Below are 25,133 nucleotides of genomic sequence, written 5' to 3' on the forward strand. Positions count from 1 at the left end.
TTGGGGTGATTTCATTGGCGTAGGGAGGGGCGGATCAGCCGAGAGCGACGGCCATGGCGGCATGCTCCGGTTCGGCTTCGGCCGGCGCTGCCGTGTAGCCGGAATCGAGTTCCTTCAGGCGGCCGTCGGCGAGCGAAAAGATCCAGCCGTGCACGAGCGGCGGCCGCTGCCGGCCATGCACGATCGGCGAAGCGCGCAGCAGCCGCACCTGTTCGAGCACGTTGAGTTCCGCTAGGCGGTCGGCGGCGGCCGTGTCGTCGAGTCCGTCGAGCGTGTCGCGATGGCGCCGTGCAAGCGCGCACAGCGGCGCGATGCGGCGCGCGACGTGCGGCAGGTCGGCCGGCGGCGGCAGCAGCGACGCGCGCACCCCGCCGCATCCGTAGTGGCCGCACACGATCACGTGGTCGACTTCGAGCACGCGCACGGCGTACTCGAGCACGCTCGCGGAATTGTCGTCGTCGGGATGGAACAGGTTCGCGATGTTGCGATGGACGAACAGCTCGCCGGGCACGCAATGCGTGATGGTTTCGGCTGGCACCCGGCTGTCGGCGCAGCCGATCCACAGCACGCGCGGATTCTGGCCGCGCGCGAGTGCGTCGAAGAAACCGGGCGTGTGCTCGTGCGTCTCGCGGGCCCAGGCGATGTTGGCAACCAGCATGCTCTTGGGGCGATTCATGAGGACTCCTTTCTGATAAGGACAAACAAATACCGGACGAAGTGGAGCAATAGGATGCTTTCTAAATTGAAAGGTTCAATTTCATCCGATATTAGGGGTATGCCCTAACATCCGGTGCCAATGATACAAATTGTTTCAACTCGATCTGGAGAGGTGCACCGAATGCACCAATGCAACGCATGACATGTATCGTGCATGCCTGTTTCCCGCCGGCGGCCGCGTGGCGCGGGGCTTCACCGCGATGCTTTGGGCGCATATTCGATCGGAAAGGATTGCTGCTTCAATTCGAAATTAATCGAATATGACGGAAAAAATGAAATGGCCATTCACGCAACGATTCGTGAATGGCCATTGTGAAAATTGCGCGTAAATGCGCAATCGATCCGATCAGAACAGATTGCGGCGGTCGGGATCGTGCAGCGGGTCCGGTGTTTTCTGCGTGGTGCGCAGGATGCCCTGCGGGTCGAAGTAGAAGCTGTACATCATGTACCAGACGTTGTCTTCGAGATAGCGGTAGGTCCATACCTCGCGCTTCATCAGCGGGAAGTAGGACGTCTCGACCGGGCGGCCGAAATTGACGAGCACGTCGGTCTTGGTCCACTTGCCGATATCCGCGCGATAGAACTCGCTCGGCTGCAGCACCTGGCGCACGTTGACGATCCGGTGGGCCGCGTCGACGTCGGCCGCGACGGTGATCTCGCCCATCGGCTGGGTCGGCCACATCAGGCGCTTGCCGCCGCCGGGCAGGTCGTAGATCTCGCGCGGCGGGCCCATGCGCGCGACGATCGTCGACTCGTCCTGGCCGGCCTGGTATTGCTGCCACGGTTGCGCACAGCCGGCGAGCAGCGCCGCCGAACAGGCGACCAGCACCGGCAGGCGCGCGGGAATGCGAATGCGCATGGGATCCTCCAGAACGCTCTAACCGTTCAGTTGTATCACGGACGGCGCGCGCCGGCGCATCGTGCCGAAAAAATCGGTGCGGATCGCCGGCCGGGTGTCGTCGGGCTATCGTTGCGCGCCGGGCTTGCGGCCGGCGCCGCCCGCGTCCTATGATCCGCGCTTCTCGGACAGGTTGAAGGGCAGGGAGCCGATGCAGCTGTGGAAACGGTACGCGCTCGCATGGAGCGCCGGGTGGATGCTGGCGTCGTCCGCGTTCGCGGCAGGCGAGCCGGTGCGGATCGCGCTGATCGAAGGGATGTCGGGCCCGTTCGCGAACGCGGGCGCGGCCGTCGAGCGCAACCTGCGCTTCGGCGTCGAGCGGGTCAACGCGGCGGGCGGCGTGAAGCTGCGTGACGGCGCGCACCCACTCGAACTCGTCGTGCTCGACAGCAAGGGTAGCCCGGAGGAGGCGCTGGTGCAGTTGCGCGCGGCGGCGGACCGGCACATCGGTTTCGTCGCGCAGGGCAACAGCTCGGCGGTCGCGGCCGCGCTCGTCGCGGCGCTCGACAAGCTGAACGCGCGCAATCCGGACAGCCGGATGCTGTTCCTCAACTATTCGGCCGACGATCCGGCGCTGACCGGTGCGCGCTGCAGCTTCTGGCATTTCCGCTTCGACGCGCACGCGGGGATGCGGATGGCCGCGCTGGCGGACGTGATGGCGCGCGACCGCCCGCTGCGCAAGGTCTACCTGCTGAACCAGGACTACAGCTTCGGCCACGACGTCAGCGCGCTGGCGCGGCAGGCGCTGGCCGAGCGGCGCCCCGACGTGACGATCGCCGGCGACGAATTCCACCCGATCGGCCGCATCAAGGATTTCTCGCCCTATATCGCGAAGATCCGCGCGAGCGGCGCGGACGCCGTCGTGACCGGCAACTGGGGCAACGACCTCACGCTGCTCGTGAAGGCGGCACGCGAGCAGGGGCTGAACGCGAAGTTCTATACGTTCTATGGCAACAGTCTCGGCGCGCCGGCCGCGCTCGGCGATGCGGGCGTCGGCCGGGTGGTCGCCGTCGCGGACTGGCATCCGAACGCGGGCGGCGCGCAATCGGACGGGTTCTACCGCGCGTACCGGACCCGTTTTCCCGCTGCCCCGGACGACTATCCGGTGCGACGGATGAGCCTGATGATCGAGATGCTCGCGGCGGCGATGAATCGCGCCGGCTCGTCCGACCCCATCGCAGTGGCGCGCGCGCTCGAAGGGCTGTCGCTCGACGACGGCTTCCACGCGTCGTCGATGCGGGCGCAGGATCACCAGTTGATCCAGCCCCTTTACGTGATGGAAATGGACAAGGCCGGCACGCCGGGCGTGCGCTTCGACAACGAGGGCTCGGGATACGGTTTCCGGACCGTCCTCGCGGTGCCCGCGCAGCGCACGCAGATGCCGTCGACCTGCTCGATGACGCGCCCGTGACAGGAGGCGATGGAACGGCGTGCAGTTGTGCTACAATGCCCGCCGGTTGTAAGTCACGGCACGGCCATTCTTCCGTGTCCGCCTGTTAGTTAGCCAGTAGGAAACAAAGGAAATCTTATGTCTGTTGCAGATATCAAGAAGTCGGAAGTCGTTGCTCAGTTCGCCCGCGGTACCAACGACACGGGTTCGCCCGAAGTCCAGGTCGCACTGCTGACCGCACGTATCGTCGAACTGACGGGTCACTTCAAGACCCACGCGAAGGATCACCACAGCCGCCGCGGCCTGCTGCGCATGGTGAGCCGCCGCCGCAAGCTGCTCGACTACCTCAAGGGCAAGGATGCCGACCGTTACCGCGCGCTGATCGAGAAGCTGGGTCTGCGTAAGTAATCGAGGCGATTGCCGCCAGCAAGATGCCTGTGTCAGTCCGCTGATGCAGGCATTTTGTTTTTGCGCGGTGCGTAGCGTCACGCGCACCGCAGGTCGTCCGGCACGTGGGTGCCGGGCTGCCGGAACGGCTGATACCGGGGTCGGGATTTGTGTCATTCCAGCGCGCCGCTCGTCGAGCGGCGTGCTGGAATGGCATAAAAAACACACCTTGCTCCGGGTGATTCGGTCGGGACGCCGCCGCGCGGGATGGCCCGCACGGCGAATGAAATGAATGAATTCAAAGGAGCAACCATGTCCATGTTCAACAAGGTCGTGAAGGAATTCCAGTGGGGCCAGCACAAGGTGCGCCTCGAAACCGGTGAAGTCGCCCGCCAGGCGAGCGGTGCCGTGATCGTCGACGTGGAAGACACCGTCGTGCTGGCCACCGTCGTCGGCGCGAAGTCGGCGAAGCCGGGTCAGGACTTCTTCCCGCTGACCGTCGACTACCTCGAGAAGACCTACTCGGCCGGCAAGATCCCGGGCGGCTTCTTCCGTCGCGAAGGCCGTCCGTCGGAACACGAGACGCTGACGTCGCGCCTGATCGACCGTCCGCTGCGCCCGCTGTTCCCGGAAGGCTTCTACAACGAAGTCCAGGTCGTGATCCACGTGCTTTCCGTGAACCCGGAAATCCCGGCGGACATCCCCGCGCTGATCGGCGCATCGGCCGCGCTCGCCGTGTCGGGCCTGCCGTTCAACGGTCCGGTCGGTGCCGCGCGCGTCGCGTACATCGACAACGCCTACGTGCTGAACCCGACGCGTGACCAGATCAAGGCATCGAGCCTCGACCTCGTCGTCGCCGGTACGGAGCGCGCGGTGCTGATGGTCGAATCGGAAGCCGACCAGCTGCCGGAAGACGTGATGCTGGGCGCGGTCGTGTTCGGCCACGAGCAGATGCAGACGGCGATCGACGCGATCCACGAACTCGTGCGCGAAGGCGGCAAGCCCGAGTGGGACTGGCAGCCGGCACCGAAGAACGAAGCGCTGATCGCGCGCGTGACGGAACTGGCGCACGGCGACCTGCTCGCCGCTTACCAGCTGCGCGACAAGCAAGCGCGTTCGACGAAGCTGAAGGAAGTCTACGCGGCAACCTCGGCGAAGCTCGAGGAAGACGCGCTGGCGGCCGGCACGGTCGCGGCCGACAAGGCGACCGTCGGCAACATCCTGTTCGACATCGAAGCGAAGATCGTCCGTTCGCAGATCCTGAACGGCGAGCCGCGCATCGACGGTCGCGACACGCGCACCGTGCGTCCGATCGAGATCCGCACCGGCGTGCTGCCGCGCACCCACGGTTCGGCGCTGTTCACGCGTGGCGAAACGCAGGCGCTCGTCGTCGCGACGCTCGGCACGAAGGGTGACGAGCAGATCATCGACGCGCTCGAAGGCGAATACCGCGAGCGCTTCATGCTCCACTACAACATGCCCCCGTTCGCGACCGGCGAAACGGGCCGCGTCGGCTCGCCGAAGCGTCGTGAAATCGGCCACGGCCGTCTCGCGAAGCGCGCGCTGGTCAAGTGCCTGCCGAGCGCCGACGAATTCGGCTATTCGATCCGCGTCGTGTCGGAAATCACCGAATCGAACGGTTCGTCGTCGATGGCATCGGTGTGCGGCGGCTGCCTCGCGCTGATGGACGCCGGCGTGCCGATGAAGGCGCACGTCGCGGGCATCGCGATGGGCCTGATCCTCGAAGGCAACAAGTTCGCGGTGCTGACCGACATCCTCGGCGACGAAGATCACCTCGGCGACATGGACTTCAAGGTGGCCGGCACGGAGCAAGGCGTGACGGCGCTGCAGATGGACATCAAGATCCAGGGCATCACGAAGGAAATCATGCAGGTCGCGCTCGCGCAGGCGAAGGAAGGCCGCATGCACATCCTCGGCAAGATGACCTCGGCGGTCTCGGGTGCGAACACGCAACTGTCGGAATTCGCGCCGCGCATGATCACGATCAAGATCAACCCGGAAAAGATCCGCGACGTGATCGGCAAGGGCGGTTCGGTGATCCGCGCGCTGACCGAAGAAACCGGCACGACCATCGACATCTCCGATGACGGCGTCGTGACGATCGCGAGCACGAACAGCGAAGGCATGGCCGAAGCGAAGAAGCGCATCGAGCAAATCACGGCTGAAATCGAAGTCGGCCAGGTGTACGAAGGCACGGTGCTCAAGCTGCTCGATTTCGGCGCGATCGTGAACCTGCTGCCGGGCAAGGACGGCCTGCTGCACATCTCGGAAATCGTCAACGAGCGCGTGAAGGACATCAACGACTACCTGAAGGAAGGCCAGCAGGTGAAGGTCAAGGTGATCCAGACGGACGAGAAGGGTCGCGTGCGTCTGTCGGCGAAGGCGCTGCTGAACGAAGCAGCGGCGGCGTCGCATTCGGATACGCCGCCGCAGCAGTAAGCGGACAGGCGTGAGAACGGCCGGCAGTGCGAAAGCGTGCCGGCCGTTTTTTCTGTAGCATCGTTGTGCGGCGCAGCAGCGCCGGCGAGGCGCCCGTGCCGCGCACGGGTGCGCCACCCGATTCCGATCCTGGAGCGACCACCATGCAAGCCATCGAAATCACCGAATTCGGCGCCCCCGACGTGCTGAAGCTCGCGGAGCGTCCGCGCCCCGAACCGAAGCGCGGCGAAGTGCTGATCAAGGTGGCGGCTTCCGGCGTGAACCGGCCCGACGTATTCCAGCGCAAGGGCGCCTATGCGCCGCCGCCGGGGGCATCGGATCTGCCGGGCCTCGAGGTCGCGGGCGAGATCGTCGGCGGCGACCTGTCGGATGCGGCGCTGAACCCGTTCGGCCTGAAGCTGGGCGATCGCGTCTGCGCGCTGCTCGCGGGCGGCGGCTACGCCGAGTACGCGGTCGCGCCGCTACCGCAATGCCTGCCGGTTCCCGACGGGCTGACCGACATCGAAGCCGCATCGCTGCCCGAAACGTTCTTCACGGTGTGGAGCAACGTGTTCGACCGCGCGCTGCTCGGCGCGGGCGAGGGCGGCGAGCAGGAAACGCTGCTCGTGCAGGGCGGCTCGAGCGGGATCGGCGTGACGGCGATCCAGATCGCGCACGCGCTCGGCTATCGCGTGTTCGCGACGGCCGGGAATGCCGACAAATGCCGGGCATGCGAGGCGCTCGGCGCCGAGCGCGCGATCAACTACAAGACCGAGGACTTCGTCGAGGTCGTCAAGTCGCTGACGCACGATCGTGGCGTCGACGTGATCCTCGACATGGTCGCGGGCTCGTACGTGCCGCGCGAACTGTCCGCGCTCGCGGATGGCGGCCGCCTCGTGCTGATCGCGCTGCTCGGCGGGGCGAAGGCCGAGGTCAACCTGAACGAGATCCTGCGCCGCCGACTGACGGTGACGGGCTCGACACTGCGTCCGCGTCCGGTCGAATTCAAGGCGCGCATCGCCGCACAGCTGAAGGCGCGCGTCTGGCCGCTGCTCGCGGACGGCCGCATCAAGCCCGTGATCTACCGCGTGCTGCCGGCCGGCGAGGCCGCGCAGGCGCATGCGCTGATGGAAAGCGGCGAGCACATCGGCAAGATCGTGCTCGATTGGGGTACGACCACCTGACGGCCGTGCGGCCGGACTTGACATGTGCGGTTTGACCGGTTCAAGCCGCGCGCAGTAAAATCGCGGGTTTGCTTCGCCAGATCCAACCTGACGGCCGGTTTCCGGTGCGTTAATGACAAGATAGTGACGAGACAGACACGATGTCGAAACAACGAACGAAGCGAGTGATCGGCAACTGGAAGATGCACGGCCGGCTGGCCGGCAACCAGGCATTGCTGAACGAAGTGGTGCAGGGCGCAGGCGCGGTGGCGGCCGAGACGTCGATCGGCGTGTGCGTGCCGTTCCCGTATCTCGCGCAGGTTCAGGCGCAGCTCGCCGGCGGCCGTGTCGCGTTCGGCGCGCAGGACGTGTCCGCGCACGAGCAGGGCGCGTTCACCGGTGAAGTGGCGGCCGCGATGGTGGCGGAGTTCGGCGCGCAGTATGCGATCGTCGGTCACTCGGAGCGCCGCGCGTATCACGGCGAGCGCAGCGAAACCGTCGCTGCGAAGACGCAGCGTGCGCTCGCGGCAGGCCTCACGCCCGTCGTGTGCGTCGGTGAAACGCTCGACGAGCGTGAAGCGGGTGCGACCGAGCGGGTGGTCGGTGCGCAGCTCGACGCCGTGCTGGCCGTGCTGACGGCCGACGAAGCGGCGCGCATCGTCGTCGCGTACGAGCCGGTCTGGGCGATCGGCACGGGCAAGAGCGCGACGTCGGCGCAGGCGCAGGACGTACACGCATTCCTGCGTGCGCGTCTCGCGGCGAAGGGGGCGGCGGACGTATCGGTGCTGTACGGCGGCAGCGTGAAGCCGGACAACGCGGAAGAGCTGTTCGCGCAGCCGGACATCGACGGCGGCCTGATCGGCGGCGCGTCGCTGAAGGCGGAAGATTTCCTGGCGATCTGCCGGGCCGCGCGTTGAGCGGTCCGGGGTCGAATTGAACCATGATGGCGGCCGGTCGGTCCGGTCGCCTGATCCAATCGGGTGGGTGTGATGCTGTTATTCAAGACGCTGATTATTGTCGTGCAGGTACTGTCTGCACTGGGTGTGATCGGGCTGGTGCTGCTCCAGCACGGCAAGGGTGCCGACATGGGTGCTGCATTCGGCAGCGGCGCGTCGGGCAGCCTGTTCGGTGCGACCGGCTCCGCGAACTTTCTGTCGCGCACGACGGGCATTCTCGCGACGATCTTTTTCGTCGCGACGCTCGCACTGACGTATCTCGGTTCGTACAAGTCGACGCCGTCGGCCGGCGTGCTCGGCACGGCAGCGACCGCGCCGGCATCGGCACCTGCAGCATCGGCACCGGCAGTCGCGGCGTCCGCCGCGGTTGCGGGGTCGGCCGCAAGCGCGCCGGGCCAGGACGTCCCGAAATAAAAAGTTAAATTTTTTGCGGTTGTGCGTTGAACAAATCTGGAACTCGGGTTAGAATTTAATTCTTGAAGCGATTCGCGGGAAACGAGCAGTACAACCCGAGTTGCATGCAGTGCCGACGTGGTGAAATTGGTAGACACGCTATCTTGAGGGGGTAGTGGCGAAAGCTGTGCGAGTTCGAGTCTCGCCGTCGGCACCAAAGTTACTCAATGCCAGCCGCTTCTAGTGGCTGGCATTTTTCATTTGTGGGGTGTGCCTTGCGATTGTCTTGTGATTGCACGCACTCCGAAATGATTCCTTCCGCCGGAAGTGGTATTCTCCGGACGCTCAGAACCAACCGATAGAGGATTGCCTTGAACCTCGCAGCCTATTACCCCGTCTTGTTGTTCCTCCTCGTGGGCACTGGTTTAGGTATAGCGCTGGTCAGCATCGGCAAGCTCCTTGGTCCCAACAAGCCGGACGTCGAGAAGAACGCACCGTACGAGTGCGGCTTCGAAGCCTTTGAAGACGCCCGGATGAAATTCGACGTCCGGTACTACCTCGTCGCCATCCTGTTCATCATCTTCGATCTCGAAACCGCATTCCTGTTTCCGTGGGGCGTCGCGCTCCGGGACATCGGCTGGCCGGGTTTCATCGCAATGATGATTTTTCTGCTCGAATTCCTGCTGGGCTTTGCCTATATCTGGAAGAAAGGCGGCCTCGACTGGGAGTGATGGGTTAATCGCCGGTTTGCATGGGCGGCCGCGCTGGGCCGCTCGTCTGGAGTGGAAAGCAAATGAGTATCGAAGGGGTCTTGAAGGAAGGGTTTGTCACCACGACGGCTGACAAGCTGATCAACTGGACGCGTACCGGCTCGCTGTGGCCGATGACGTTCGGGCTCGCGTGTTGCGCCGTCGAGATGATGCATGCGGGCGCGGCCCGTTACGACCTGGACCGGTTCGGGGTCGTGTTCCGTCCGAGCCCGCGTCAGTCGGACGTGATGATCGTCGCCGGCACGCTGTGCAACAAGATGGCGCCCGCACTGCGCCGCGTGTACGACCAGATGGCCGAGCCGCGCTGGGTGATCTCGATGGGGTCGTGCGCGAACGGTGGTGGCTACTACCACTACTCGTACTCGGTGGTCCGCGGTTGCGACCGGATCGTGCCGGTCGACGTCTACGTACCGGGCTGTCCGCCCACGGCCGAGGCGCTGGTCTACGGCGTGATCCAGCTTCAGGCGAAGATCCGCCGCACCAACACCATCGCCCGTCAATAAAGCCCCGAGCGTCCCCTCAATATGGCAAGCAAAATCGAGACCCTCAAGGCCAACCTCGAAGCCGCGCTCGGCGCGCGCGTGGTGAGCCTCACCGAAGCGATCGGTGAACTGACGCTCGTCGTGAAGGCGAGCGATTACCTCGAAGTCGCAAAGACGCTGCGCGACGATCCGAAGCTCCGTTTCGAGCAGCTGATCGACCTGTGCGGCATCGACTATCAAACGTACGGCGACGGCGCCTACGACGGCCCGCGTTTCGCGGCCGTGTCGCAGCTGCTGTCGGTCACGAACAACTGGCGCCTGCGCCTGCGCGTGTTCGCGCCGGACGACGATCTGCCGATCGTGGCGTCGCTCGTCGACATCTGGACCTCCGCAAACTGGTACGAGCGCGAAGCGTTCGACCTGTACGGCCTCGTGTTCGAGGGTCACCCCGACCTGCGCCGCATCCTCACCGACTACGGCTTCATCGGCCATCCGTTCCGCAAGGACTTCCCGGTGTCGGGCTATGTCGAAATGCGTTACGACCCGGAAGAGAAGCGGGTCGTCTACCAGCCGGTGACGATCGAGCCGCGCGAAATCACGCCGCGCGTGATCCGCGAGGATCGCTATGGCGGTCTGAAACATTAAGGGGGCGTCATGGCAGAAATCAAGAACTACACCCTCAACTTCGGCCCGCAGCACCCGGCAGCGCACGGCGTGCTGCGCCTGGTGCTCGAGCTCGACGGCGAAGTCATCCAGCGTGCCGATCCGCACATCGGCCTGCTGCACCGCGCGACCGAAAAGCTCGCGGAAAGCAAGACCTTCATCCAGTCCGTGCCGTACATGGATCGTCTCGACTACGTGTCGATGATGGTCAACGAGCACGGCTACGTGCTCGCGATCGAGCGCCTGCTCGGCATCGACGTGCCGGAGCGCGCGCAGTACATCCGCGTGCTGTTCGACGAGATCACCCGCGTGCTGAACCACCTGATGTGGATCGGCGCGCACGCACTCGACGTCGGCGCGATGGCCGTGTTCCTGTACGCATTCCGCGAGCGCGAAGACCTGATGGACGTGTACGAAGCGGTGTCCGGTGCCCGGATGCACGCGGCGTACTACCGTCCGGGCGGCGTCTATCGCGACCTGCCTGACGCAATGCCGCAATACAAGGCGTCGAAGATTCGCAACGAGAAGGCGCTCGCGAAGATGAACGAAGCGCGCAGCGGCTCGGTGCTCGACTTCATCGACGACTTCTTCACGCGCTTCCCGAAGTGCGTCGACGAATACGAAACGCTGCTGACCGACAACCGGATCTGGAAACAGCGTCTGGTCGGGATCGGCGTCGTCAGCCCGGAGCGTGCGCTGCAGATGGGCCTGACGGGCCCGATGCTGCGCGGCTCGGGCATCGCCTGGGACCTGCGCAAGAAGCAGCCGTACGAAGTGTACGACCGCATGGATTTCGACGTGCCGGTCGGCGTGAACGGCGATTGCTACGACCGCTATCTGGTGCGCGTGGAAGAAATGCGCCAGTCGGTCCGTATCGCGAAACAGTGTATTGAGTGGCTCCGCAAGAATCCGGGCCCGGTGATGACCGACAATCACAAGGTTGCGCCGCCGTCGCGCGTCGGCATGAAGACCAACATGGAAGACTTGATTCACCACTTCAAGCTCTTCACCGAAGGTTTTCACGTGCCGGAAGGCGAAGCGTACGCGGCAGTCGAGCATCCGAAGGGTGAATTCGGCATCTACCTCGTGTCGGACGGTGCCAACAAGCCGTATCGCCTCAAGATCCGCGCACCGGGTTTCGCGCACCTCGCGTCGCTCGACGAAATGGCGCGCGGTCACATGATTGCCGACGCCGTCACGATCATCGGTACGCAGGACATCGTGTTCGGCGAAATCGATCGCTAATGGTTGCGCCGCCTGCGCGAGCGGGCGGCGAGCAGTCAGTCACACGCGAAGTCACATGCGGTATGCGCCGAGCCGGCGCGGCTTCGCAAGCTGTCAACAGTGAGCGCCAGGTCTGCCGTCCATGCACAGCAGTGCGGCAGGTTGTTCGTTCGGTAGGAATTGAAAGAGTCGTGTCTGAAAATGATCTCAGCTGAAGGCCTGAAGGAAATCGATCGAGCGTTGACGAAGTATCCCGCCGATCAGAAACAGTCCGCCGTGATGTCGGCGTTGGCCGTCGCTCAGGAAGAGCACGGCTGGCTGTCGCCCGAACTGATGCAGTTCGTCGCGGACTATCTCGGCATGCCGGCCGTCGCCGTGCAGGAAGTCGCGACGTTCTACACGATGTACGAGCTCAAACCGGTCGGCAAGCACAAGATCACGCTCTGCACGAACCTGCCGTGCCAGCTTGGCCCGCACGGCGGCGCGGAAGCGACTGCCGACTACCTGAAACAGAAGCTGGGCATCGGCTTCGGCGAAACCACGCCCGACGGCAAGTTCACGCTGAAGGAAGGCGAATGCATGGGCTCGTGCGGCGATGCGCCGGTGCTGCTGGTGAACAATCACAGAATGTGCAGCTTCATGAGCCGCGAGAAGATCGACCAGCTGCTTGAGGAGCTCTCGAAATGACGTCCCTCCACGACCGTCACATCAAACCGCTGATCCTCGCTGGTCTGAACGGCGAGAACTGGCATCTCGAAGACTACGTTGCGCGCGGCGGCTACAAGCAGCTGCGCCGCATTCTCGAAGAAAAGATTCCCCCGGAGCAGGTGATTGCCGACGTGAAGGCGTCGGGCCTGCGTGGCCGTGGCGGTGCGGGCTTCCCGACCGGCCTGAAGTGGAGCTTCATGCCGCGCCAGTTCCCGGGACAGAAGTACCTCGTCTGCAACTCGGACGAAGGCGAGCCGGGCACGTTCAAGGATCGCGACATCCTGCGCTGGAACCCGCATGCGCTGATCGAAGGCATGGCCATCGGCGCGTACGCGATGGGCATCACCGTCGGCTACAACTACATTCACGGCGAAATCTTCGAAGTGTATCGACGCTTCGAGGCCGCGCTCGATGAGGCGCGCGCCGCGGGTTTCCTCGGCGACAACATCATGGGCTCGGAATTCTCGTTCCAGCTGCACGCGCACCACGGTTACGGCGCGTACATCTGCGGCGAGGAAACGGCGCTGCTCGAGTCGCTCGAAGGCAAGAAGGGCCAGCCGCGCTTCAAGCCGCCGTTCCCGGCGAGCTTCGGCGTGTACGGCAAGCCGACCACGATCAACAACACCGAGACGTTCGCCGCGGTGCCGTTCCTGCTGTCCATCGGGCCGCAGAATTACCTCGAGATCGGCAAGCCGAACAACGGCGGCACGAAGATTTTCTCGGTGTCGGGCGACGTCGAGCGTCCGGGCAACTATGAAGTGCCGCTCGGCACGCCGTTCGCGACGCTGATGGAGCTCGCCGGCGGGATGCGCGGCGGCCGCAAGATCAAGGCCGTGATTCCGGGCGGCTCGTCGGCGCCGGTGATCCCGGGCGACATCATGATGCAGACCGATCTCGATTACGACTCGATCGCGAAGGCGGGCTCGATGCTCGGCTCCGGCGCGGTGATCGTGATGGACGAGACGCGCTGCATGGTGCGTTCGCTGCTGCGCCTGTCGTACTTCTACTACGAGGAATCGTGCGGCCAGTGCACGCCGTGCCGTGAAGGCACCGGCTGGCTGTATCGCGTCGTGAATCGTATCGAGCACGGCGAAGGCCGCCAGGAAGATCTGGACCTGCTGAACTCGGTTGCCGAGAACATCATGGGCCGCACGATCTGCGCGCTCGGCGATGCGGCGGCGATGCCGGTTCGCGGGATGCTCAAGCATTACTGGGACGAATTCGCGTACCACGTCGAGCACAAGCACTGCATGGTCGGCGGCCACGCGCACGCGGCGGCAGCCTGAAGCGAAGCACCGGTTGCGGAATTTGAGCGCACGGTCGGGCGAAGGCGCGAACGGGCGGAAATAGGTTAAGGACCATTCACCATCATGGTTGAACTTGAAATAGACGGCAAGAAGGTCGAGGTGCCCGAAGGCAGCATGGTGATCCAGGCTGCGCACAAGGCGGATACGTACATTCCTCACTTCTGCTATCACAAGAAACTGTCGGTCGCGGCCAACTGCCGGATGTGTCTCGTCGAAGTCGAGAAGATGCCGAAGGCCGTGCCTGCCTGCGCGACGCCCGTGTCGGCCGGCATGATCGTGCACACGCAGTCCGACAAGGCCGTGAAGGCGCAGCAGTCGGTGATGGAATTCCTCCTCATCAACCATCCGCTCGATTGCCCGATCTGCGATCAGGGCGGCGAATGCCAGCTGCAGGATCTGGCGGTCGGCTACGGCAAGTCGTCGTCGCGCTACTCGGAAGAGAAGCGCGTGGTGTTCCACAAGAACGTGGGCCCGCTGATCTCGATGGAAGAAATGTCGCGCTGCATCCACTGCACGCGCTGCGTCCGCTTCGGCCAGGAAATCGCCGGCGTGATGGAGCTCGGCATGCTGGGCCGCGGCGAGCACTCGGAAATCACGACGTTCGTCGGCAAGACGGTCGACTCCGAACTGTCGGGCAACATGATCGACCTGTGCCCGGTCGGCGCGCTGACCAGCAAGCCGTTCCGCTACAGCGCCCGTACGTGGGAACTGTCGCGCCGCAAGTCGGTGAGCCCGCACGATTCCGTCGGCGCGAACCTCGTCGTGCAGGTGAAGAACAACCGCGTGATGCGCGTGCTGCCGTTCGAGAACGAAGCGATCAACGAATGCTGGATCTCGGACAAGGATCGTTTCTCGTACGAAGGCCTGAACAGCGAAGAGCGCCTGACGAAGCCGATGCTGAAGCAGGGCGGCCAGTGGATCGAAACCGACTGGCAGACCGCGCTCGAATACGTCGCGAAGGGCCTGAAGGGCATCGCCGCGGATCACGGCGCGAATGCGCTGGCGATGCTCGCGAGCGCGCACAGCACCGCTGAAGAGCTGTTCCTCGTGAAGCAGCTCGCTAACGAACTGAAGACGCCGAACGTCGACTTCCGTCTGCGTCAGCAGGATTTCTCGGCGCCGGTCCACGGCGCACCGTGGCTCGGCATGCCGATCGCCGACCTGTCGAACGTGGATGCCGCGTTCGTCGTCGGTTCGTTCCTGCGCCGTGACCACCCGCTGTTCGCCGCACGCCTGCGCCAGGCCGCGAAGAACGGCGCGAAGCTGCACTTCCTGCACGCGACCGCCGACGACTCGCTGATCCCGACCGCGAAGCGCATCGTCGCCGCGCCGTCGGCATGGCTCGACGAACTGGCCGGCGTGGCCGCAGCCGTCGCGCAACTGCGCGGCGTCGCGCTGCCGGACGCGCTCGCGGGCGTCGCCGCATCGCCGGCTGCGCAAGCGGTCGCCCAGTCGCTCGCGAACGGCGAGCGCCGCGCGGTGCTGCTCGGCAACGCAGCCGTCCGTCATCCGCAATTCGCGAAGCTGCACGCCGTCGCACAGTGGATCGCCGACAACACCGGCGCCACGTTCGGTTTCCTGACGGAAGCGGCGAACACGGTCGGCGCGCACGTCGTCGGCGCACTGCCGGGCGAAGGCGGCCTGAACGCACGCGAAGCGTTCGCGCAGCCGCGCAAGGGTTACGTGCTGCTGAACGTCGAACCGGAATTCGACACGGCCGATCCGGCGCAGGCGCTTGCCGCGCTGAACCAGGCCGAGATGGTCGTCGTGATGTCGCCGTTCAAGCACGGCCTGGATTACGCCGACGTGCTGCTGCCGATCGCGCCGTTCACGGAAACGGCCGGTACGTACGTGAACGCGGAAGGCTCGGTGCAGAGCTTCAACGGCGTCGTGCGCCCGCTCGGCGACACGCGTCCGGCGTGGAAGGTGCTGCGCGTGCTCGGCAGCCTGCTCGGCCTGCCGAACTTCGAATACGAAACGGCGGAAGAAGTGCGTCTCGCGGCGCTCGGCGACGCAGGCGTCGCGAACCGTCTGTCGAACCAGGCGTCGGCCGCACCGGCCCGCGTCGCGGCAACTGCCGCGAACGGCGGCTTCGAGCGCCTCGCCGACGTGCCGATCTATCATGCCGACGCACTCGTGCGCCGTGCAGGTGCGCTGCACCTGACGGCCGCCGCGAAGGTAGCGAACGCCGCGGCCCTGCCGGCCGCGCTGTTCGACAAGCTGGGCTTGAAGGAAGGCGACGCGGTGCGCGTGCGCCAGGGCGAGCGTGCGGTGCAGTTGCCGGCCGTGCGCGACGCGAATCTTGCGGAGACGGTCGTTCGCGTGTCGGCGGCAACGCCTGCCGGCGCAGCGCTCGGCAGCCTGTCCGGTGAACTGGTGGTGGAGAAGGCGTAAATGAGCTTGTTCGATACGATCAACGCGGGCGGCGCCCAGGTTCTCGGCGTCGCGTGGCCGACGGTGTGGGCAATCGTGCGCATCCTCGTCGTCTCCGTCGTCATCCTGCTGTGCGTCGCGTACCTGATTCTGTGGGAACGCAAGCTGATCGGCTGGATGCACGTGCGTCTCGGCCCGAACCGCGTCGGCCCCGCCGGCCTGTTGCAGCCGATCGCCGACGTGTTGAAGCTGCTGCTGAAGGAAGTGATTCAGCCGAGCGCCGCCAGCCGCTGGCTGTACCTGATCGCACCGGTCATGACCGTCGTGCCGGCGTTCGCCGTGTGGGCGGTGATCCCGTTCCAGGCCGAAGCCGTGCTCGCGAACGTGAACGCGGGCCTGCTGTACGCGATGGCGATCTCGTCGATCGGCGTGTACGCGGTGATTCTCGCCGGCTGGGCATCGAACTCGAAGTACGCGTTCCTCGGCGCGATGCGCGCCGCGGCGCAGATGGTCTCGTACGAAATCTCGATGGGCTTCGCGCTGGTGCTCGTGCTGATGACGGCCGGCAGCCTGAACCTGTCGGAAATCGTCGGCTCGCAGCAGCACGGCTTCTTCGCCGGCCACGGCGTGAACTTCCTGTCGTGGAACTGGCTGCCGCTGCTGCCGGCGTTCGTCGTCTACTTCGTGTCCGGCATCGCCGAAACGAACCGTCACCCGTTCGACGTGGTGGAAGGGGAGTCGGAGATCGTCGCGGGTCACATGATCGATTACTCGGGCATGGCGTTCGCGCTGTTCTTCCTCGCCGAGTACATCAACATGATCGTGATCTCGGCGCTGGCCTCGACGCTGTTCCTCGGCGGCTGGGACGCACCGTTCGAATTCCTGTCGTTCATTCCGGGCATCTTCTGGCTGGTGCTGAAGGTATTCGCGCTGCTGTCGGTGTTCATCTGGGTGCGCGCGACGTTCCCGCGCTACCGTTACGACCAGATCATGCGTCTGGGCTGGAAGGTGTTCCTGCCCGTCACGGTGATCTGGGTGGTCGTGGTCGGCTTCTGGATGATGTCGCCGCTCAACATCTGGGTGAAGTAAAGATCGGACGAAATCATGACGGCAATCCAACACTTCTTTAAGACCTTCTTCCTGACGGAGCTGCTGAAGGGGCTCGCGCTGACCGGTCGTTACACGTTCCGGCGCAAGTTCACCGTGCAGTTCCCGGAAGAGAAGACCCCGATTTCGCCGCGTTTCCGCGGGCTGCATGCGCTGCGCCGCTACGAAAACGGCGAAGAGCGCTGCATCGCGTGCAAGCTCTGCGAGGCCGTGTGCCCCGCGATGGCGATCACGATCGAATCGGAAACGCGCGCGGACAACACGCGCCGCACGACGCGCTACGACATCGACCTGACGAAGTGCATCTTCTGCGGTTTCTGCGAAGAAAGCTGCCCGGTCGATTCGATCGTCGAGACGCAGATTCTCGAATATCACGGCGAAAAGCGCGGCGACCTGTATTTCACGAAGGAAATGCTGCTCGCGGTGGGCGATCGCTACGAGAAGGACATCGCTGCGGCGAAGGCTGCCGACGCGCCGTATCGTTGATTGTGTTTGCAGTGCCGGCCCGGCATGAACGGGCCGAGCCGCCGCGACGGGTGCGGCACGCGAGAGCGTCCCGCAAGCCGCGCCTGACTATGGCCTAACGATGAACCGGTAATCATGGAATTCACGACCGTACTGTTCTACATCTTCGCGCTGCTCCTGGTGGTATCAGGGCTGAAGGTGATCACTTCGCGCAACCCGGTGGCGTCTGCGCTTTTCCTTGTGCTGGCGTTCTTCAACGCCGCCGCGATCTGGATGCTGCTGGAAGCGGAGTTCCTCGCGATCCTGCTGGTGCTGGTGTACGTGGGCGCCGTGATGGTGCTGTTCCTGTTCGTCGTGATGATGCTGGACATCAACATCGATTACCTGCGCCGCGACTTCAAGCGCTTCGTGCCGATGGCGACCGTCGTCGGCGCGATCATCGTGGTCGAGACCGCGCTGATCCTGTGGCGCGGCTACGGCGACACGCACACCGTGCACGCGATGGCGACGGGCGCGATGGCCGACTGGTCGAACACGCGTCTGATCGGCAAGGTGATCTACACCGACTACATCTTCGCGTTTGAAATCGCCGGCCTGGTGCTGCTGGTCGCGATCATCGCCGCGATCGGGCTGACCGAGCGCAAGGGCAAGGACAGCAAGCGCCAGCGCGTGTCGGATCAGGTCAAGGTGCGCCGCGACGACCGCGTGCGCCTCGTGAAGATGGAAGCGGACAAGCCGCAGCCGGAAACGGCGCAGAGCGAAGCCGGTACGAGCACCAACGGCTAAGCGGAGGAAAGGAAAACCATGCTGACTCTTGCTCATTACCTCGTGCTCGGCGCGATCCTCTTTGCGATCGCGATCGTCGGGATCTTCCTGAACCGCCGCAACATCATCATCATCCTGATGGCGATCGAACTGATGCTGCTGGCGGTGAACACCAACTTCGTCGCGTTCTCGCACTACCTTGGCGACGTGCACGGCCAGATCTTCGTGTTCTTCGTGCTGACCGTCGCCGCAGCGGAAGCCGCGATCGGTCTCGCGATTCTGGTGACCCTGTTCCGTAAGCTCGACACGATCAATGTCGAGGATCTCGATCAGCTCAAAGGTTAATTTCAGGCAACGCTGTTATGTCAACGACACTCAATGAAAACCTGCTGCTGGCGATTCCGCTCGCTCCGCTGGCCGGCTCGCTGATTGCGGGGCTGTTCGGGAACGCAGTCGGGCGCAAGGGCGCACACCGGATCACGATCCTCGGCGTAATGATCGCGTTCCTCCTGTCGGCGAAAGTCTTCGCCGACGTCGTGATGGGCGGCGCGAGCTTCAACGCGACCGTCTACGAATGGATGCGGGTCGGCTCGCTGAAGCTCGAAGTCGGCTTCCTCGTCGATTCGATGACGGCGATGATGATGGTCGTCGTGACCTTCGTGTCGCTGATGGTGCACGTCTACACGATCGGCTACATGCAGGAAGAGGACGGCTACCAGCGCTTCTTCTCGTACATCTCGCTGTTCACGTTCTCGATGCTGATGCTCGTGATGAGCAACAACTTCCTGCAGCTGTTCTTCGGCTGGGAAGCGGTGGGTCTGGTGTCGTACCTGCTGATCGGCTTCTACTTCACGCGTGAGAGCGCGATCTACGCGAACATGAAGGCGTTCCTCGTGAACCGCGTGGGCGACTTCGGCTTCCTGCTCGGCATTGGCCTGCTGCTCGCGTTCGCGGGTTCGATGAACTACGGCGAAGTGTTCGCGAAGCGTGCCGAGCTCGCCAGCCTGCATTTCCCGGGCACCGACTGGGGCCTGCTGACCGTCGCCTGTATCTGCCTGTTCATCGGCGCGATGGGTAAATCGGCACAGTTCCCGCTGCACGTGTGGCTGCCCGACTCGATGGAAGGCCCGACCCCGATCTCCGCGCTGATTCACGCGGCGACGATGGTGACCGCCGGCATCTTCATGGTGTCGCGCATGTCGCCGCTGTTCGAACTGTCGGATACCGCGCTGTCGTTCATCACGGTGATCGGCGCGATCACGGCGCTGTTCATGGGCTTCCTCGGCATCATCCAGAACGACATCAAGCGGGTGGTCGCCTATTCGACGCTGTCGCAGCTCGGCTACATGACGGTCGCGCTCGGCGTGTCCGCGTACCCGGTCGCGCTGTTCCACCTGATGACGCACGCGTTCTTCAAGGCGCTGCTGTTCCTCGGCGCGGGCTCGGTGATCATCGGCATGCACCACGACCAGGACATCCGCAACATGGGCGGCCTGCGCAAGTACATGCCGATCACGTGGATCACGTCGCTGATCGGCTCGCTCGCACTGATCGGCACGCCGTTCTTCTCGGGCTTCTACTCGAAGGATTCGATCATCGAGGCCGTGAAGGAATCGCATCTCGCGGGTTCGGGCTTCGCGTACTTCGCCGTGGTCGCAAGCGTGTTCGTGACGGCGCTGTACTCGTTCCGCATGTACTTCCTCGTGTTCCACGGCGAAGAGCGCTTCCGCAACCCGAAGCATCCTGAATCGCCGATGGGCATGGCGGCCGCGCACGGCCACGACGATCACGGCCACGGCCATGGTCACGACGACCACGCGCACGAACCGCACGAGACCCCGTGGGTCGTGTGGCTGCCGCTCGTGCTGCTCGCGATTCCGTCGGTCATCATCGGTGCGATCGCGATCGGCCCGATGCTGTACGGCAGCTTCTTCGAACATGGCGTGGCCTTCGACAAGGTGATCTTCATCGGCGAAAACCACCCGGGCCTCGAAGAGCTGGGCAAGGAATTCCACGGCTGGGCCGCGATGGGCCTGCACTCGCTGACGACGCTGCCGTTGTGGCTCGCGATTGCCGGCGTCGTGGTCGCGTGGTTCCTGTACCTGAAGCGTCCTGAGCTGCCTGCCGTGATCCGCCGCGCGTTCGGCCCGATCTACACGCTGCTCGACAACAAGTACTACATGGACAAGATCAACGAAGTGGTGTTCGCCCGTGGTTCGGTGGCGATCGGCCGCGGCCTGTGGAAGGAAGGCGACGTCGTCGTGATCGACGGCCTCGTCAACGGCAGCGCCAAGTTCATCGGCTGGTTCGCCGGCGTGATCCGCTTCCTCCAATCCGGTTACATCTATCACTACGCGTTCGCCATGATCATCGGCATGCTGGGGCTCCTGACCCTGTTTGTAACGCTCGGCGGCAAATAAGGCGAGGGGACAAGAACAATGCACGCTTTTCCGATTCTCAGTACCGCGATCTGGTTGCCGATCGTTTTCGGCCTCCTGGTACTCGCGGTAGGTAACGACAAAAATCCGGGGACGGCCCGCTGGGTCGCGCTGATCGGCTCGCTGCTCGGTCTCGCGGTCACGGTCCCGCTGATCACGGGCTTCGACTCGAGCACGGCTGCGCTGCAGTTCGTCGAGCAGTCGACCTGGATCGAACGCTTCAAGATCTCGTACCACCTCGGCGTCGACGGCATCTCGATGTGGTTCGTCGTGCTGACCGCGCTGATCACGGTGATCGTCGTGATCGCCGCGTGGGAAGTGATCACCGAGAACGTCGCGCAGTACCTCGCGGCCTTCCTGATCCTGTCCGGGATCATGATCGGCGTGTTCTCGGCCGCTGACGGCCTGCTGTTCTACGTGTTCTTCGAGGCGACCCTGATCCCGATGTACATCATCATCGGCGTGTGGGGCGGCCCGAACCGCGTGTATGCGGCGTTCAAGTTCTTCCTGTACACGCTGGCCGGCTCGCTGCTGATGCTGGTCGCGCTGATCTACCTGTACACGCAGACGCATTCGTTCGACCTCGCGACGTGGCAGGGCGCCAAGATCGCGATGACGCCGCAGATCCTGCTGTTCATCGCCTTCTTCCTCGCGTTCGCGGTGAAGGTGCCGATGTGGCCGGTGCACACCTGGCTGCCGGACGCGCACGTGGAAGCGCCGACGGGCGGTTCGGTCGTGCTGGCGGCGATCATGCTGAAGCTCGGCGCATACGGTTTCCTGCGCTTCTCGCTGCCGATCACGCCTGACGCAAGCCACTTCCTGGCACCGGTCGTGATCACGCTCTCGCTGATCGCGGTGATCTACATCGGTCTCGTCGCGATGGTGCAGGCCGACATGAAGAAGCTGGTCGCGTATTCGTCGATCGCGCACATGGGCTTCGTCACGCTCGGCTTCTTCATCTTCAACCAGCTCGGCGTCGAAGGCGCGATCGTCCAGATGATCTCGCACGGCTTCGTGTCGGGCGCGATGTTCCTGTGCATCGGCGTGCTGTACGACCGCGTGCACTCGCGCCAGATCGCCGATTACGGCGGCGTCGTGAACGTGATGCCGAAGTTCGCGGCATTCGCGATGCTGTTCTCGATGGCCAACTGCGGCCTGCCGGGCACCTCGGGTTTCGTCGGCGAGTTCATGGTGATTCTCGCAGCCGTCCAGTACAACTTCTGGATCGCATTCGGCGCGGCATTCACGCTGATCCTCGGCGCGGCCTACACGCTGTGGATGTACAAGCGCGTGTACTTCGGCGCGGTCGCGAACGATCACGTTGCCAAGCTGAAGGACATCGGCCGTCGCGAATTCGTGATGCTGGCAGTGCTCGCCGCGTTCACGATGCTGATGGGCCTGTATCCGAAGCCTTTCACCGACGTGATGCACGTTTCCGTGGAAAACCTCCTCTCCCAAGTCGCGCAGTCGAAGCTGCCGCTGGCCCAGTAATCGCGAGCGGAGGAACTCAAGATCATGAACGCTCCTATGAATGTCCTGTTGCCTGACGCGCTGGTGATGGTCGCCATCGTCGTCGCATGGCTGAACGACACCTTTACCGGTGCCGCTGGCCGCCGCCTGACCTATCTGATCGCGGTGGTTTCGTCGGTCGTCGCCGGCGTGTGGTTCGCGGTGCAGGCGCTCGACCCGCAGCCGTACTACTTCTTCTCGCGGATGGTCGTCGTCGACTCGTTCGCGAGCATGATGAAGGCCGTCGTGTCGATCGGCTTCGCGGTCTCGCTCGTCTATTCGCGCAAGTACCTCGAAGACCGCGACATGTTCCGCGGCGACGTGTTCCTGCTGGGCATGTTCTCGCTGCTCGGTCAGCTGGTGATGGTGTCGGGCAACAACTTCCTGACGCTGTACCTCGGCCTCGAACTGATGTCGCTGTCGCTGTACGCCGTCATCGCGCTGCGCCGCGATGCCGCGCAGTCGAGCGAAGCCGCGATGAAGTACTACGTGCTGGGCGCGCTCGCGTCGGGCTTCGTGCTGTACGGCATCTCGATGCTCTACGGCGCGACCGGCTCGCTCGAGCTGGGCGAGGTGTACAAGGCGGTCGGCGGCAACACCGACGCAGCCGTGCTGATGTTCGGCGTGATCTTCATCGTCGCCGGTATCGCGTTCAAGCTCGGCGCCGTGCCGTTCCACATGTGGGTGCCGGACGTCTACCAGGGCGCACCGACCGCGATGACGCTGTTCGTCGGCGGCGGCCCGAAGGTTGCCGCGTTCGCGTGGGGCCTGCGTTTCCTGGTGATGGGCCTGCTGCCGCTCGCACAGAACTGGCAGACCGCGCTCGTGATCCTCGCCGCGCTGTCGCTGATCGTCGGTAACATCACCGGTATCGTCCAGCGCAACATCAAGCGGATGCTCGCGTATTCGGCGATCTCGAACATGGGCTTCGTGCTGCTCGGCCTGCTCGCCGGCATCGTGAAGGGCGACGCGGCCGCACCGGCGAACGCGTACAGCTCGGCGATGTTCTACGCGATCGTCTACCTGATCACGACGCTCGGCTCGTTCGGCGTGGTGATGCTGCTCGCACGCCGCGATTTCGAAGCGGAAACGATCGACGACTTCAAGGGCCTCAACAAGCGCAGCCCGGTGTTCGCGTTCGTGATGATGGTCATGATGTTCTCGCTGGCAGGTATCCCGCCGACCGTCGGCTTCTACGCGAAGCTCGCGGTGCTCGAGGCGACCGTCAATGCGGGTCTCACGTGGCTGGCCGTGCTGGCCGTGATCACGTCGCTGTTCGGCGCGTTCTACTACCTGCGCATCGTCAAGCTGATGTACTTCGATGCACCGCAGGATACGGCTCCGGTCACCGGCGATTTCTGCAAGCGCACGATCCTCGTGCTGAACGGCCTCGCAGTCGTCGTGCTCGGCCTGATCCCGAGTCCGCTGCTGACGGCCTGCCTGCAGGCGATTCGTCACACGCTGCCGCTGTAATGTCGGCAGCCGGCTGGTTCATCGTGCTGTTGGCGCTCGTCTGCGCCAACCTGCCGTTCCTGAACCAACGCCTCTTCGCCGTCGTGCCGATCGGTGCGACGAAGAAGAACGCGTGGGTTCGGATCGGCGAGCTGATCGTGCTGTATTTCGTCGTCGGCGCGCTCGGCTTCTGGCTCGAGTCGCGCGCCGGCAACCGCTTCGAACAGGGCTGGCAGTTTTACGCGATCACGTTCAGTCTCTTTGTCGTGTTCGCGTTCCCCGGCTTCACGTTCCAGTATCTCGTCAAACGACGCTGACGGCTTCGGCCGTCGCGCTCATTCTTGGAGCCGCCGATGGCCGAACTACCCAATCACGACGCCGCACTGACCGAAACCTGCCTCGAGAGCGAGGCGATTTTCGAAGGCTCGTTCCTCAAGCTGAAGCGCGATACCGTCCGTCTGCCGGACGGCAAGCAGGCCACGCGCGAATACGTCCAGCACCCGGGCGCGGTGATGGTGATCCCGCTGTTCGACGACGGCCGCGTGCTGATGGAAAGCCAGTACCGCTATCCGATCGGCAAGGTCATGGCCGAATTCCCGGCCGGCAAGCTGGATCCGAACGAAGGCGCGCTCGCCTGCGCGGTGCGCGAACTGCGCGAGGAAACCGGCTACACGGCACGCGAATACGTGTTCCTGGCCCGGATTCACCCGATCATTTCCTATTCGACCGAATTCATCGACCTGTATCTCGCGCGCGGCCTGACGGCCGGCGAGCGCAAGCTCGACGAAGGCGAATTCCTCGAAACCTTCACGGCGACGCTGCCCGACCTGCAGGAGTGGGTGCGCACGGGCCAGATCACCGACGTGAAGACGATCATCGGCACGATGTGGCTCGACAAGGTGCTGTCCGGCGCCTGGCCGCTGGGTCCGGTCGAGCAGCCCTGACGACGCGTCAGCGGCGGGTGGGGCGCCGCGTTACAATCGGGTGACGCGGTTGCTGGCCGGCCGCGCGATCCTGGTTTAGCACGATCGTTCACAAAAGCGCGTTTTGCGCTACACTCGTCACACGCCCTGATTCAGCATGAAGGTCCTCGATTTACAGTGCCCGCACGGCCATCGGTTCGAAGGTTGGTTCGCTTCCGCCGATGAGTTCGAAGCGCAGTTGTCCCGCAAGCTGGTCGAATGTCCGGTGTGCGGGACGACCGAGATCAACCGGATGCCGTCGGCGCCTCGCCTGAACCTGTCGGGCGCGACGCAGGCCCAGCCGGCCGATCCGCGTGCGCTGCAGGCGCAGGTGATGCGCGCGCTGCGCGAGGTGCTGGAGAAGACCGAGAACGTGGGCGAGCGCTTCGCCGAGGAAGCGCGGCGCATCCATTACAACGAGGCGCCGGCACGCAGCATTCGTGGCGTCACGACGCCGGAGGATGCGCAATCCTTGGCCGAAGAAGGCATCGACGTGATGCCGCTGCCGATTCCTGCCGCGCTGAAAGAACCGCTGCAATGACGTATGCAGTGTGTCCTTGGCGGC

Annotated in this window: 25 protein-coding genes and 1 tRNA gene; 24 read left to right on the forward strand and 2 right to left on the reverse strand. The window is 64.3% G+C overall.

Going from position 1 to position 25,133, the window contains the following annotated elements:
• Window positions 1-34: 34 nt before the first annotated feature.
• Together U4012_RS25670 and U4012_RS25675 are read right to left on the reverse strand one after the other, a co-directional pair.
• Window positions 35-676: a carbonic anhydrase gene (locus U4012_RS25670; protein WP_321802125.1), complete on the reverse strand. Its 642-nt coding sequence runs from the start codon at window positions 674-676 to the stop codon at window positions 35-37.
• A gap of 387 nt (window positions 677-1,063) precedes the next feature.
• The gene (locus tag U4012_RS25675; protein WP_321802126.1) at window positions 1,064-1,576 is read right to left on the reverse strand and encodes a hypothetical protein; all 513 of its coding nucleotides are present in this window, start codon (window positions 1,574-1,576) and stop codon (window positions 1,064-1,066) included.
• A gap of 190 nt (window positions 1,577-1,766) precedes the next feature.
• Here U4012_RS25675 and U4012_RS25680 point away from each other — a divergent pair, with 190 nt between their 5' ends.
• The 24 genes from U4012_RS25680 (at window position 1,767) to U4012_RS25795 (ending at window position 25,109) form a co-directional block, all read left to right on the forward strand.
• A complete protein-coding gene (locus U4012_RS25680; protein WP_321802138.1) occupies window positions 1,767-3,026 on the forward strand; it encodes a branched-chain amino acid ABC transporter substrate-binding protein in 1,260 nt (419 codons plus the stop codon).
• Window positions 3,027-3,143: 117 nt separating this feature from the next.
• Window positions 3,144-3,413: a 30S ribosomal protein S15 gene (gene rpsO, locus U4012_RS25685; protein WP_006398792.1), complete on the forward strand. Its 270-nt coding sequence runs from the start codon at window positions 3,144-3,146 to the stop codon at window positions 3,411-3,413.
• A 291-nt stretch (window positions 3,414-3,704) separates the two neighbouring features.
• Window positions 3,705-5,852: a polyribonucleotide nucleotidyltransferase gene (gene pnp / locus U4012_RS25690; RefSeq protein WP_044844667.1), complete on the forward strand. Its 2,148-nt coding sequence runs from the start codon at window positions 3,705-3,707 to the stop codon at window positions 5,850-5,852.
• 143 nt (window positions 5,853-5,995) lie between these two features.
• The gene (locus U4012_RS25695) at window positions 5,996-7,015 is read left to right on the forward strand and encodes an NAD(P)H-quinone oxidoreductase (RefSeq protein ID WP_044844666.1); all 1,020 of its coding nucleotides are present in this window, start codon (window positions 5,996-5,998) and stop codon (window positions 7,013-7,015) included.
• A gap of 140 nt (window positions 7,016-7,155) precedes the next feature.
• Window positions 7,156-7,911 carry a triose-phosphate isomerase gene (gene tpiA / locus U4012_RS25700; protein ID WP_124487228.1) on the forward strand — a complete coding sequence of 252 codons (756 nt, stop codon included), beginning with the start codon at window positions 7,156-7,158 and terminating at the stop codon, window positions 7,909-7,911.
• A 72-nt stretch (window positions 7,912-7,983) separates the two neighbouring features.
• Window positions 7,984-8,364, forward strand: coding sequence for a preprotein translocase subunit SecG (gene secG, locus U4012_RS25705; RefSeq protein ID WP_042977371.1), 381 nt, complete (start codon window positions 7,984-7,986; stop codon window positions 8,362-8,364).
• A 111-nt stretch (window positions 8,365-8,475) separates the two neighbouring features.
• Window positions 8,476-8,560, forward strand: a tRNA-Leu gene (locus U4012_RS25710).
• A 154-nt stretch (window positions 8,561-8,714) separates the two neighbouring features.
• Window positions 8,715-9,074 carry an NADH-quinone oxidoreductase subunit A gene (locus U4012_RS25715; RefSeq protein WP_006398798.1) on the forward strand — a complete coding sequence of 120 codons (360 nt, stop codon included), beginning with the start codon at window positions 8,715-8,717 and terminating at the stop codon, window positions 9,072-9,074.
• Between the two features lie 62 nt (window positions 9,075-9,136).
• On the forward strand, window positions 9,137-9,616 hold the full coding sequence (locus tag U4012_RS25720) for a NuoB/complex I 20 kDa subunit family protein (protein WP_006398799.1): 480 nt from the start codon (window positions 9,137-9,139) through the stop codon (window positions 9,614-9,616).
• Window positions 9,617-9,637: 21 nt separating this feature from the next.
• Complete coding sequence (locus tag U4012_RS25725; RefSeq protein ID WP_044844664.1) at window positions 9,638-10,240, forward strand: NADH-quinone oxidoreductase subunit C; 603 nt, start codon at window positions 9,638-9,640, stop codon at window positions 10,238-10,240.
• A 9-nt stretch (window positions 10,241-10,249) separates the two neighbouring features.
• Window positions 10,250-11,503: an NADH-quinone oxidoreductase subunit D gene (locus U4012_RS25730; RefSeq protein ID WP_044844663.1), complete on the forward strand. Its 1,254-nt coding sequence runs from the start codon at window positions 10,250-10,252 to the stop codon at window positions 11,501-11,503.
• Window positions 11,504-11,683: 180 nt separating this feature from the next.
• Window positions 11,684-12,169 (forward strand): NADH-quinone oxidoreductase subunit NuoE, encoded by a 486-nt coding sequence (nuoE, locus tag U4012_RS25735; protein ID WP_006478266.1) that lies wholly within the window; start codon window positions 11,684-11,686, stop codon window positions 12,167-12,169.
• Window positions 12,166-13,476, forward strand: coding sequence for an NADH-quinone oxidoreductase subunit NuoF (gene nuoF / locus U4012_RS25740; protein ID WP_006756904.1), 1,311 nt, complete (start codon window positions 12,166-12,168; stop codon window positions 13,474-13,476). Before nuoE ends, nuoF begins: the two co-directional genes overlap by 4 nt.
• 84 nt (window positions 13,477-13,560) lie before the next feature.
• Window positions 13,561-15,891 (forward strand): NADH-quinone oxidoreductase subunit NuoG, encoded by a 2,331-nt coding sequence (nuoG, locus tag U4012_RS25745; RefSeq protein ID WP_321802127.1) that lies wholly within the window; start codon window positions 13,561-13,563, stop codon window positions 15,889-15,891.
• Window positions 15,892-16,959 carry an NADH-quinone oxidoreductase subunit NuoH gene (gene nuoH, locus U4012_RS25750; RefSeq protein WP_044844661.1) on the forward strand — a complete coding sequence of 356 codons (1,068 nt, stop codon included), beginning with the start codon at window positions 15,892-15,894 and terminating at the stop codon, window positions 16,957-16,959. It begins immediately after the preceding gene.
• A gap of 15 nt (window positions 16,960-16,974) precedes the next feature.
• Window positions 16,975-17,463, forward strand: a complete 489-nt coding sequence (gene nuoI, locus U4012_RS25755) for an NADH-quinone oxidoreductase subunit NuoI (RefSeq protein WP_011885529.1) — start codon at window positions 16,975-16,977, stop codon at window positions 17,461-17,463.
• 114 nt (window positions 17,464-17,577) lie between these two features.
• Window positions 17,578-18,228, forward strand: coding sequence for an NADH-quinone oxidoreductase subunit J (locus U4012_RS25760; protein WP_044844660.1), 651 nt, complete (start codon window positions 17,578-17,580; stop codon window positions 18,226-18,228).
• An 18-nt stretch (window positions 18,229-18,246) separates the two neighbouring features.
• The gene (gene nuoK, locus U4012_RS25765) at window positions 18,247-18,552 is read left to right on the forward strand and encodes an NADH-quinone oxidoreductase subunit NuoK (protein ID WP_004185739.1); all 306 of its coding nucleotides are present in this window, start codon (window positions 18,247-18,249) and stop codon (window positions 18,550-18,552) included.
• Between the two features lie 17 nt (window positions 18,553-18,569).
• Window positions 18,570-20,627 (forward strand): NADH-quinone oxidoreductase subunit L, encoded by a 2,058-nt coding sequence (gene nuoL / locus U4012_RS25770; protein WP_124487230.1) that lies wholly within the window; start codon window positions 18,570-18,572, stop codon window positions 20,625-20,627.
• An 18-nt stretch (window positions 20,628-20,645) separates the two neighbouring features.
• Window positions 20,646-22,136 carry an NADH-quinone oxidoreductase subunit M gene (locus U4012_RS25775; protein ID WP_044844658.1) on the forward strand — a complete coding sequence of 497 codons (1,491 nt, stop codon included), beginning with the start codon at window positions 20,646-20,648 and terminating at the stop codon, window positions 22,134-22,136.
• A 36-nt stretch (window positions 22,137-22,172) separates the two neighbouring features.
• Window positions 22,173-23,627, forward strand: coding sequence for an NADH-quinone oxidoreductase subunit NuoN (gene nuoN, locus U4012_RS25780; protein WP_193759852.1), 1,455 nt, complete (start codon window positions 22,173-22,175; stop codon window positions 23,625-23,627).
• Window positions 23,627-23,923, forward strand: coding sequence for a DUF2818 family protein (locus tag U4012_RS25785; RefSeq protein WP_044844656.1), 297 nt, complete (start codon window positions 23,627-23,629; stop codon window positions 23,921-23,923). The genes nuoN and U4012_RS25785 overlap by 1 nt, the downstream gene beginning before the upstream one ends.
• A gap of 36 nt (window positions 23,924-23,959) precedes the next feature.
• Complete coding sequence (locus U4012_RS25790) at window positions 23,960-24,550, forward strand: NUDIX domain-containing protein (RefSeq protein ID WP_044844655.1); 591 nt, start codon at window positions 23,960-23,962, stop codon at window positions 24,548-24,550.
• Window positions 24,551-24,686: 136 nt separating this feature from the next.
• The gene (locus U4012_RS25795) at window positions 24,687-25,109 is read left to right on the forward strand and encodes a DUF1178 family protein (protein WP_006756910.1); all 423 of its coding nucleotides are present in this window, start codon (window positions 24,687-24,689) and stop codon (window positions 25,107-25,109) included.
• The last annotated feature ends 24 nt before the right edge of the window (window positions 25,110-25,133 follow it).

Origin of the sequence: Burkholderia sp. BCC1988, assembly GCF_905339895.1 — a bacterium.
Lineage (GTDB): Bacteria > Pseudomonadota > Gammaproteobacteria > Burkholderiales > Burkholderiaceae > Burkholderia.

What these genes read in the sequence shown, in the direction of transcription:
- U4012_RS25670 (WP_321802125.1), bottom strand. Translation starts at nt 676, where the DNA reads ATGAATCGCCCCAAGAGCATGCTGGTTGCCAACATCGCCTGGGCCCGC.
- U4012_RS25675 (WP_321802126.1), bottom strand. Translation starts at nt 1,576, where the DNA reads ATGCGCATTCGCATTCCCGCGCGCCTGCCGGTGCTGGTCGCCTGTTCG.
- U4012_RS25680 (WP_321802138.1), top strand. Translation starts at nt 1,767, where the DNA reads ATGCAGCTGTGGAAACGGTACGCGCTCGCATGGAGCGCCGGGTGGATG.
- rpsO (WP_006398792.1), top strand. Translation starts at nt 3,144, where the DNA reads ATGTCTGTTGCAGATATCAAGAAGTCGGAAGTCGTTGCTCAGTTCGCC.
- pnp (WP_044844667.1), top strand. Translation starts at nt 3,705, where the DNA reads ATGTCCATGTTCAACAAGGTCGTGAAGGAATTCCAGTGGGGCCAGCAC.
- U4012_RS25695 (WP_044844666.1), top strand. Translation starts at nt 5,996, where the DNA reads ATGCAAGCCATCGAAATCACCGAATTCGGCGCCCCCGACGTGCTGAAG.
- tpiA (WP_124487228.1), top strand. Translation starts at nt 7,156, where the DNA reads ATGTCGAAACAACGAACGAAGCGAGTGATCGGCAACTGGAAGATGCAC.
- secG (WP_042977371.1), top strand. Translation starts at nt 7,984, where the DNA reads ATGCTGTTATTCAAGACGCTGATTATTGTCGTGCAGGTACTGTCTGCA.
- U4012_RS25720 (WP_006398799.1), top strand. Translation starts at nt 9,137, where the DNA reads ATGAGTATCGAAGGGGTCTTGAAGGAAGGGTTTGTCACCACGACGGCT.
- U4012_RS25725 (WP_044844664.1), top strand. Translation starts at nt 9,638, where the DNA reads ATGGCAAGCAAAATCGAGACCCTCAAGGCCAACCTCGAAGCCGCGCTC.
- U4012_RS25730 (WP_044844663.1), top strand. Translation starts at nt 10,250, where the DNA reads ATGGCAGAAATCAAGAACTACACCCTCAACTTCGGCCCGCAGCACCCG.
- nuoE (WP_006478266.1), top strand. Translation starts at nt 11,684, where the DNA reads ATGATCTCAGCTGAAGGCCTGAAGGAAATCGATCGAGCGTTGACGAAG.
- nuoF (WP_006756904.1), top strand. Translation starts at nt 12,166, where the DNA reads ATGACGTCCCTCCACGACCGTCACATCAAACCGCTGATCCTCGCTGGT.
- nuoG (WP_321802127.1), top strand. Translation starts at nt 13,561, where the DNA reads ATGGTTGAACTTGAAATAGACGGCAAGAAGGTCGAGGTGCCCGAAGGC.
- nuoH (WP_044844661.1), top strand. Translation starts at nt 15,892, where the DNA reads ATGAGCTTGTTCGATACGATCAACGCGGGCGGCGCCCAGGTTCTCGGC.
- nuoI (WP_011885529.1), top strand. Translation starts at nt 16,975, where the DNA reads ATGACGGCAATCCAACACTTCTTTAAGACCTTCTTCCTGACGGAGCTG.
- U4012_RS25760 (WP_044844660.1), top strand. Translation starts at nt 17,578, where the DNA reads ATGGAATTCACGACCGTACTGTTCTACATCTTCGCGCTGCTCCTGGTG.
- nuoK (WP_004185739.1), top strand. Translation starts at nt 18,247, where the DNA reads ATGCTGACTCTTGCTCATTACCTCGTGCTCGGCGCGATCCTCTTTGCG.
- nuoL (WP_124487230.1), top strand. Translation starts at nt 18,570, where the DNA reads ATGTCAACGACACTCAATGAAAACCTGCTGCTGGCGATTCCGCTCGCT.
- U4012_RS25775 (WP_044844658.1), top strand. Translation starts at nt 20,646, where the DNA reads ATGCACGCTTTTCCGATTCTCAGTACCGCGATCTGGTTGCCGATCGTT.
- nuoN (WP_193759852.1), top strand. Translation starts at nt 22,173, where the DNA reads ATGAATGTCCTGTTGCCTGACGCGCTGGTGATGGTCGCCATCGTCGTC.
- U4012_RS25785 (WP_044844656.1), top strand. Translation starts at nt 23,627, where the DNA reads ATGTCGGCAGCCGGCTGGTTCATCGTGCTGTTGGCGCTCGTCTGCGCC.
- U4012_RS25790 (WP_044844655.1), top strand. Translation starts at nt 23,960, where the DNA reads ATGGCCGAACTACCCAATCACGACGCCGCACTGACCGAAACCTGCCTC.
- U4012_RS25795 (WP_006756910.1), top strand. Translation starts at nt 24,687, where the DNA reads ATGAAGGTCCTCGATTTACAGTGCCCGCACGGCCATCGGTTCGAAGGT.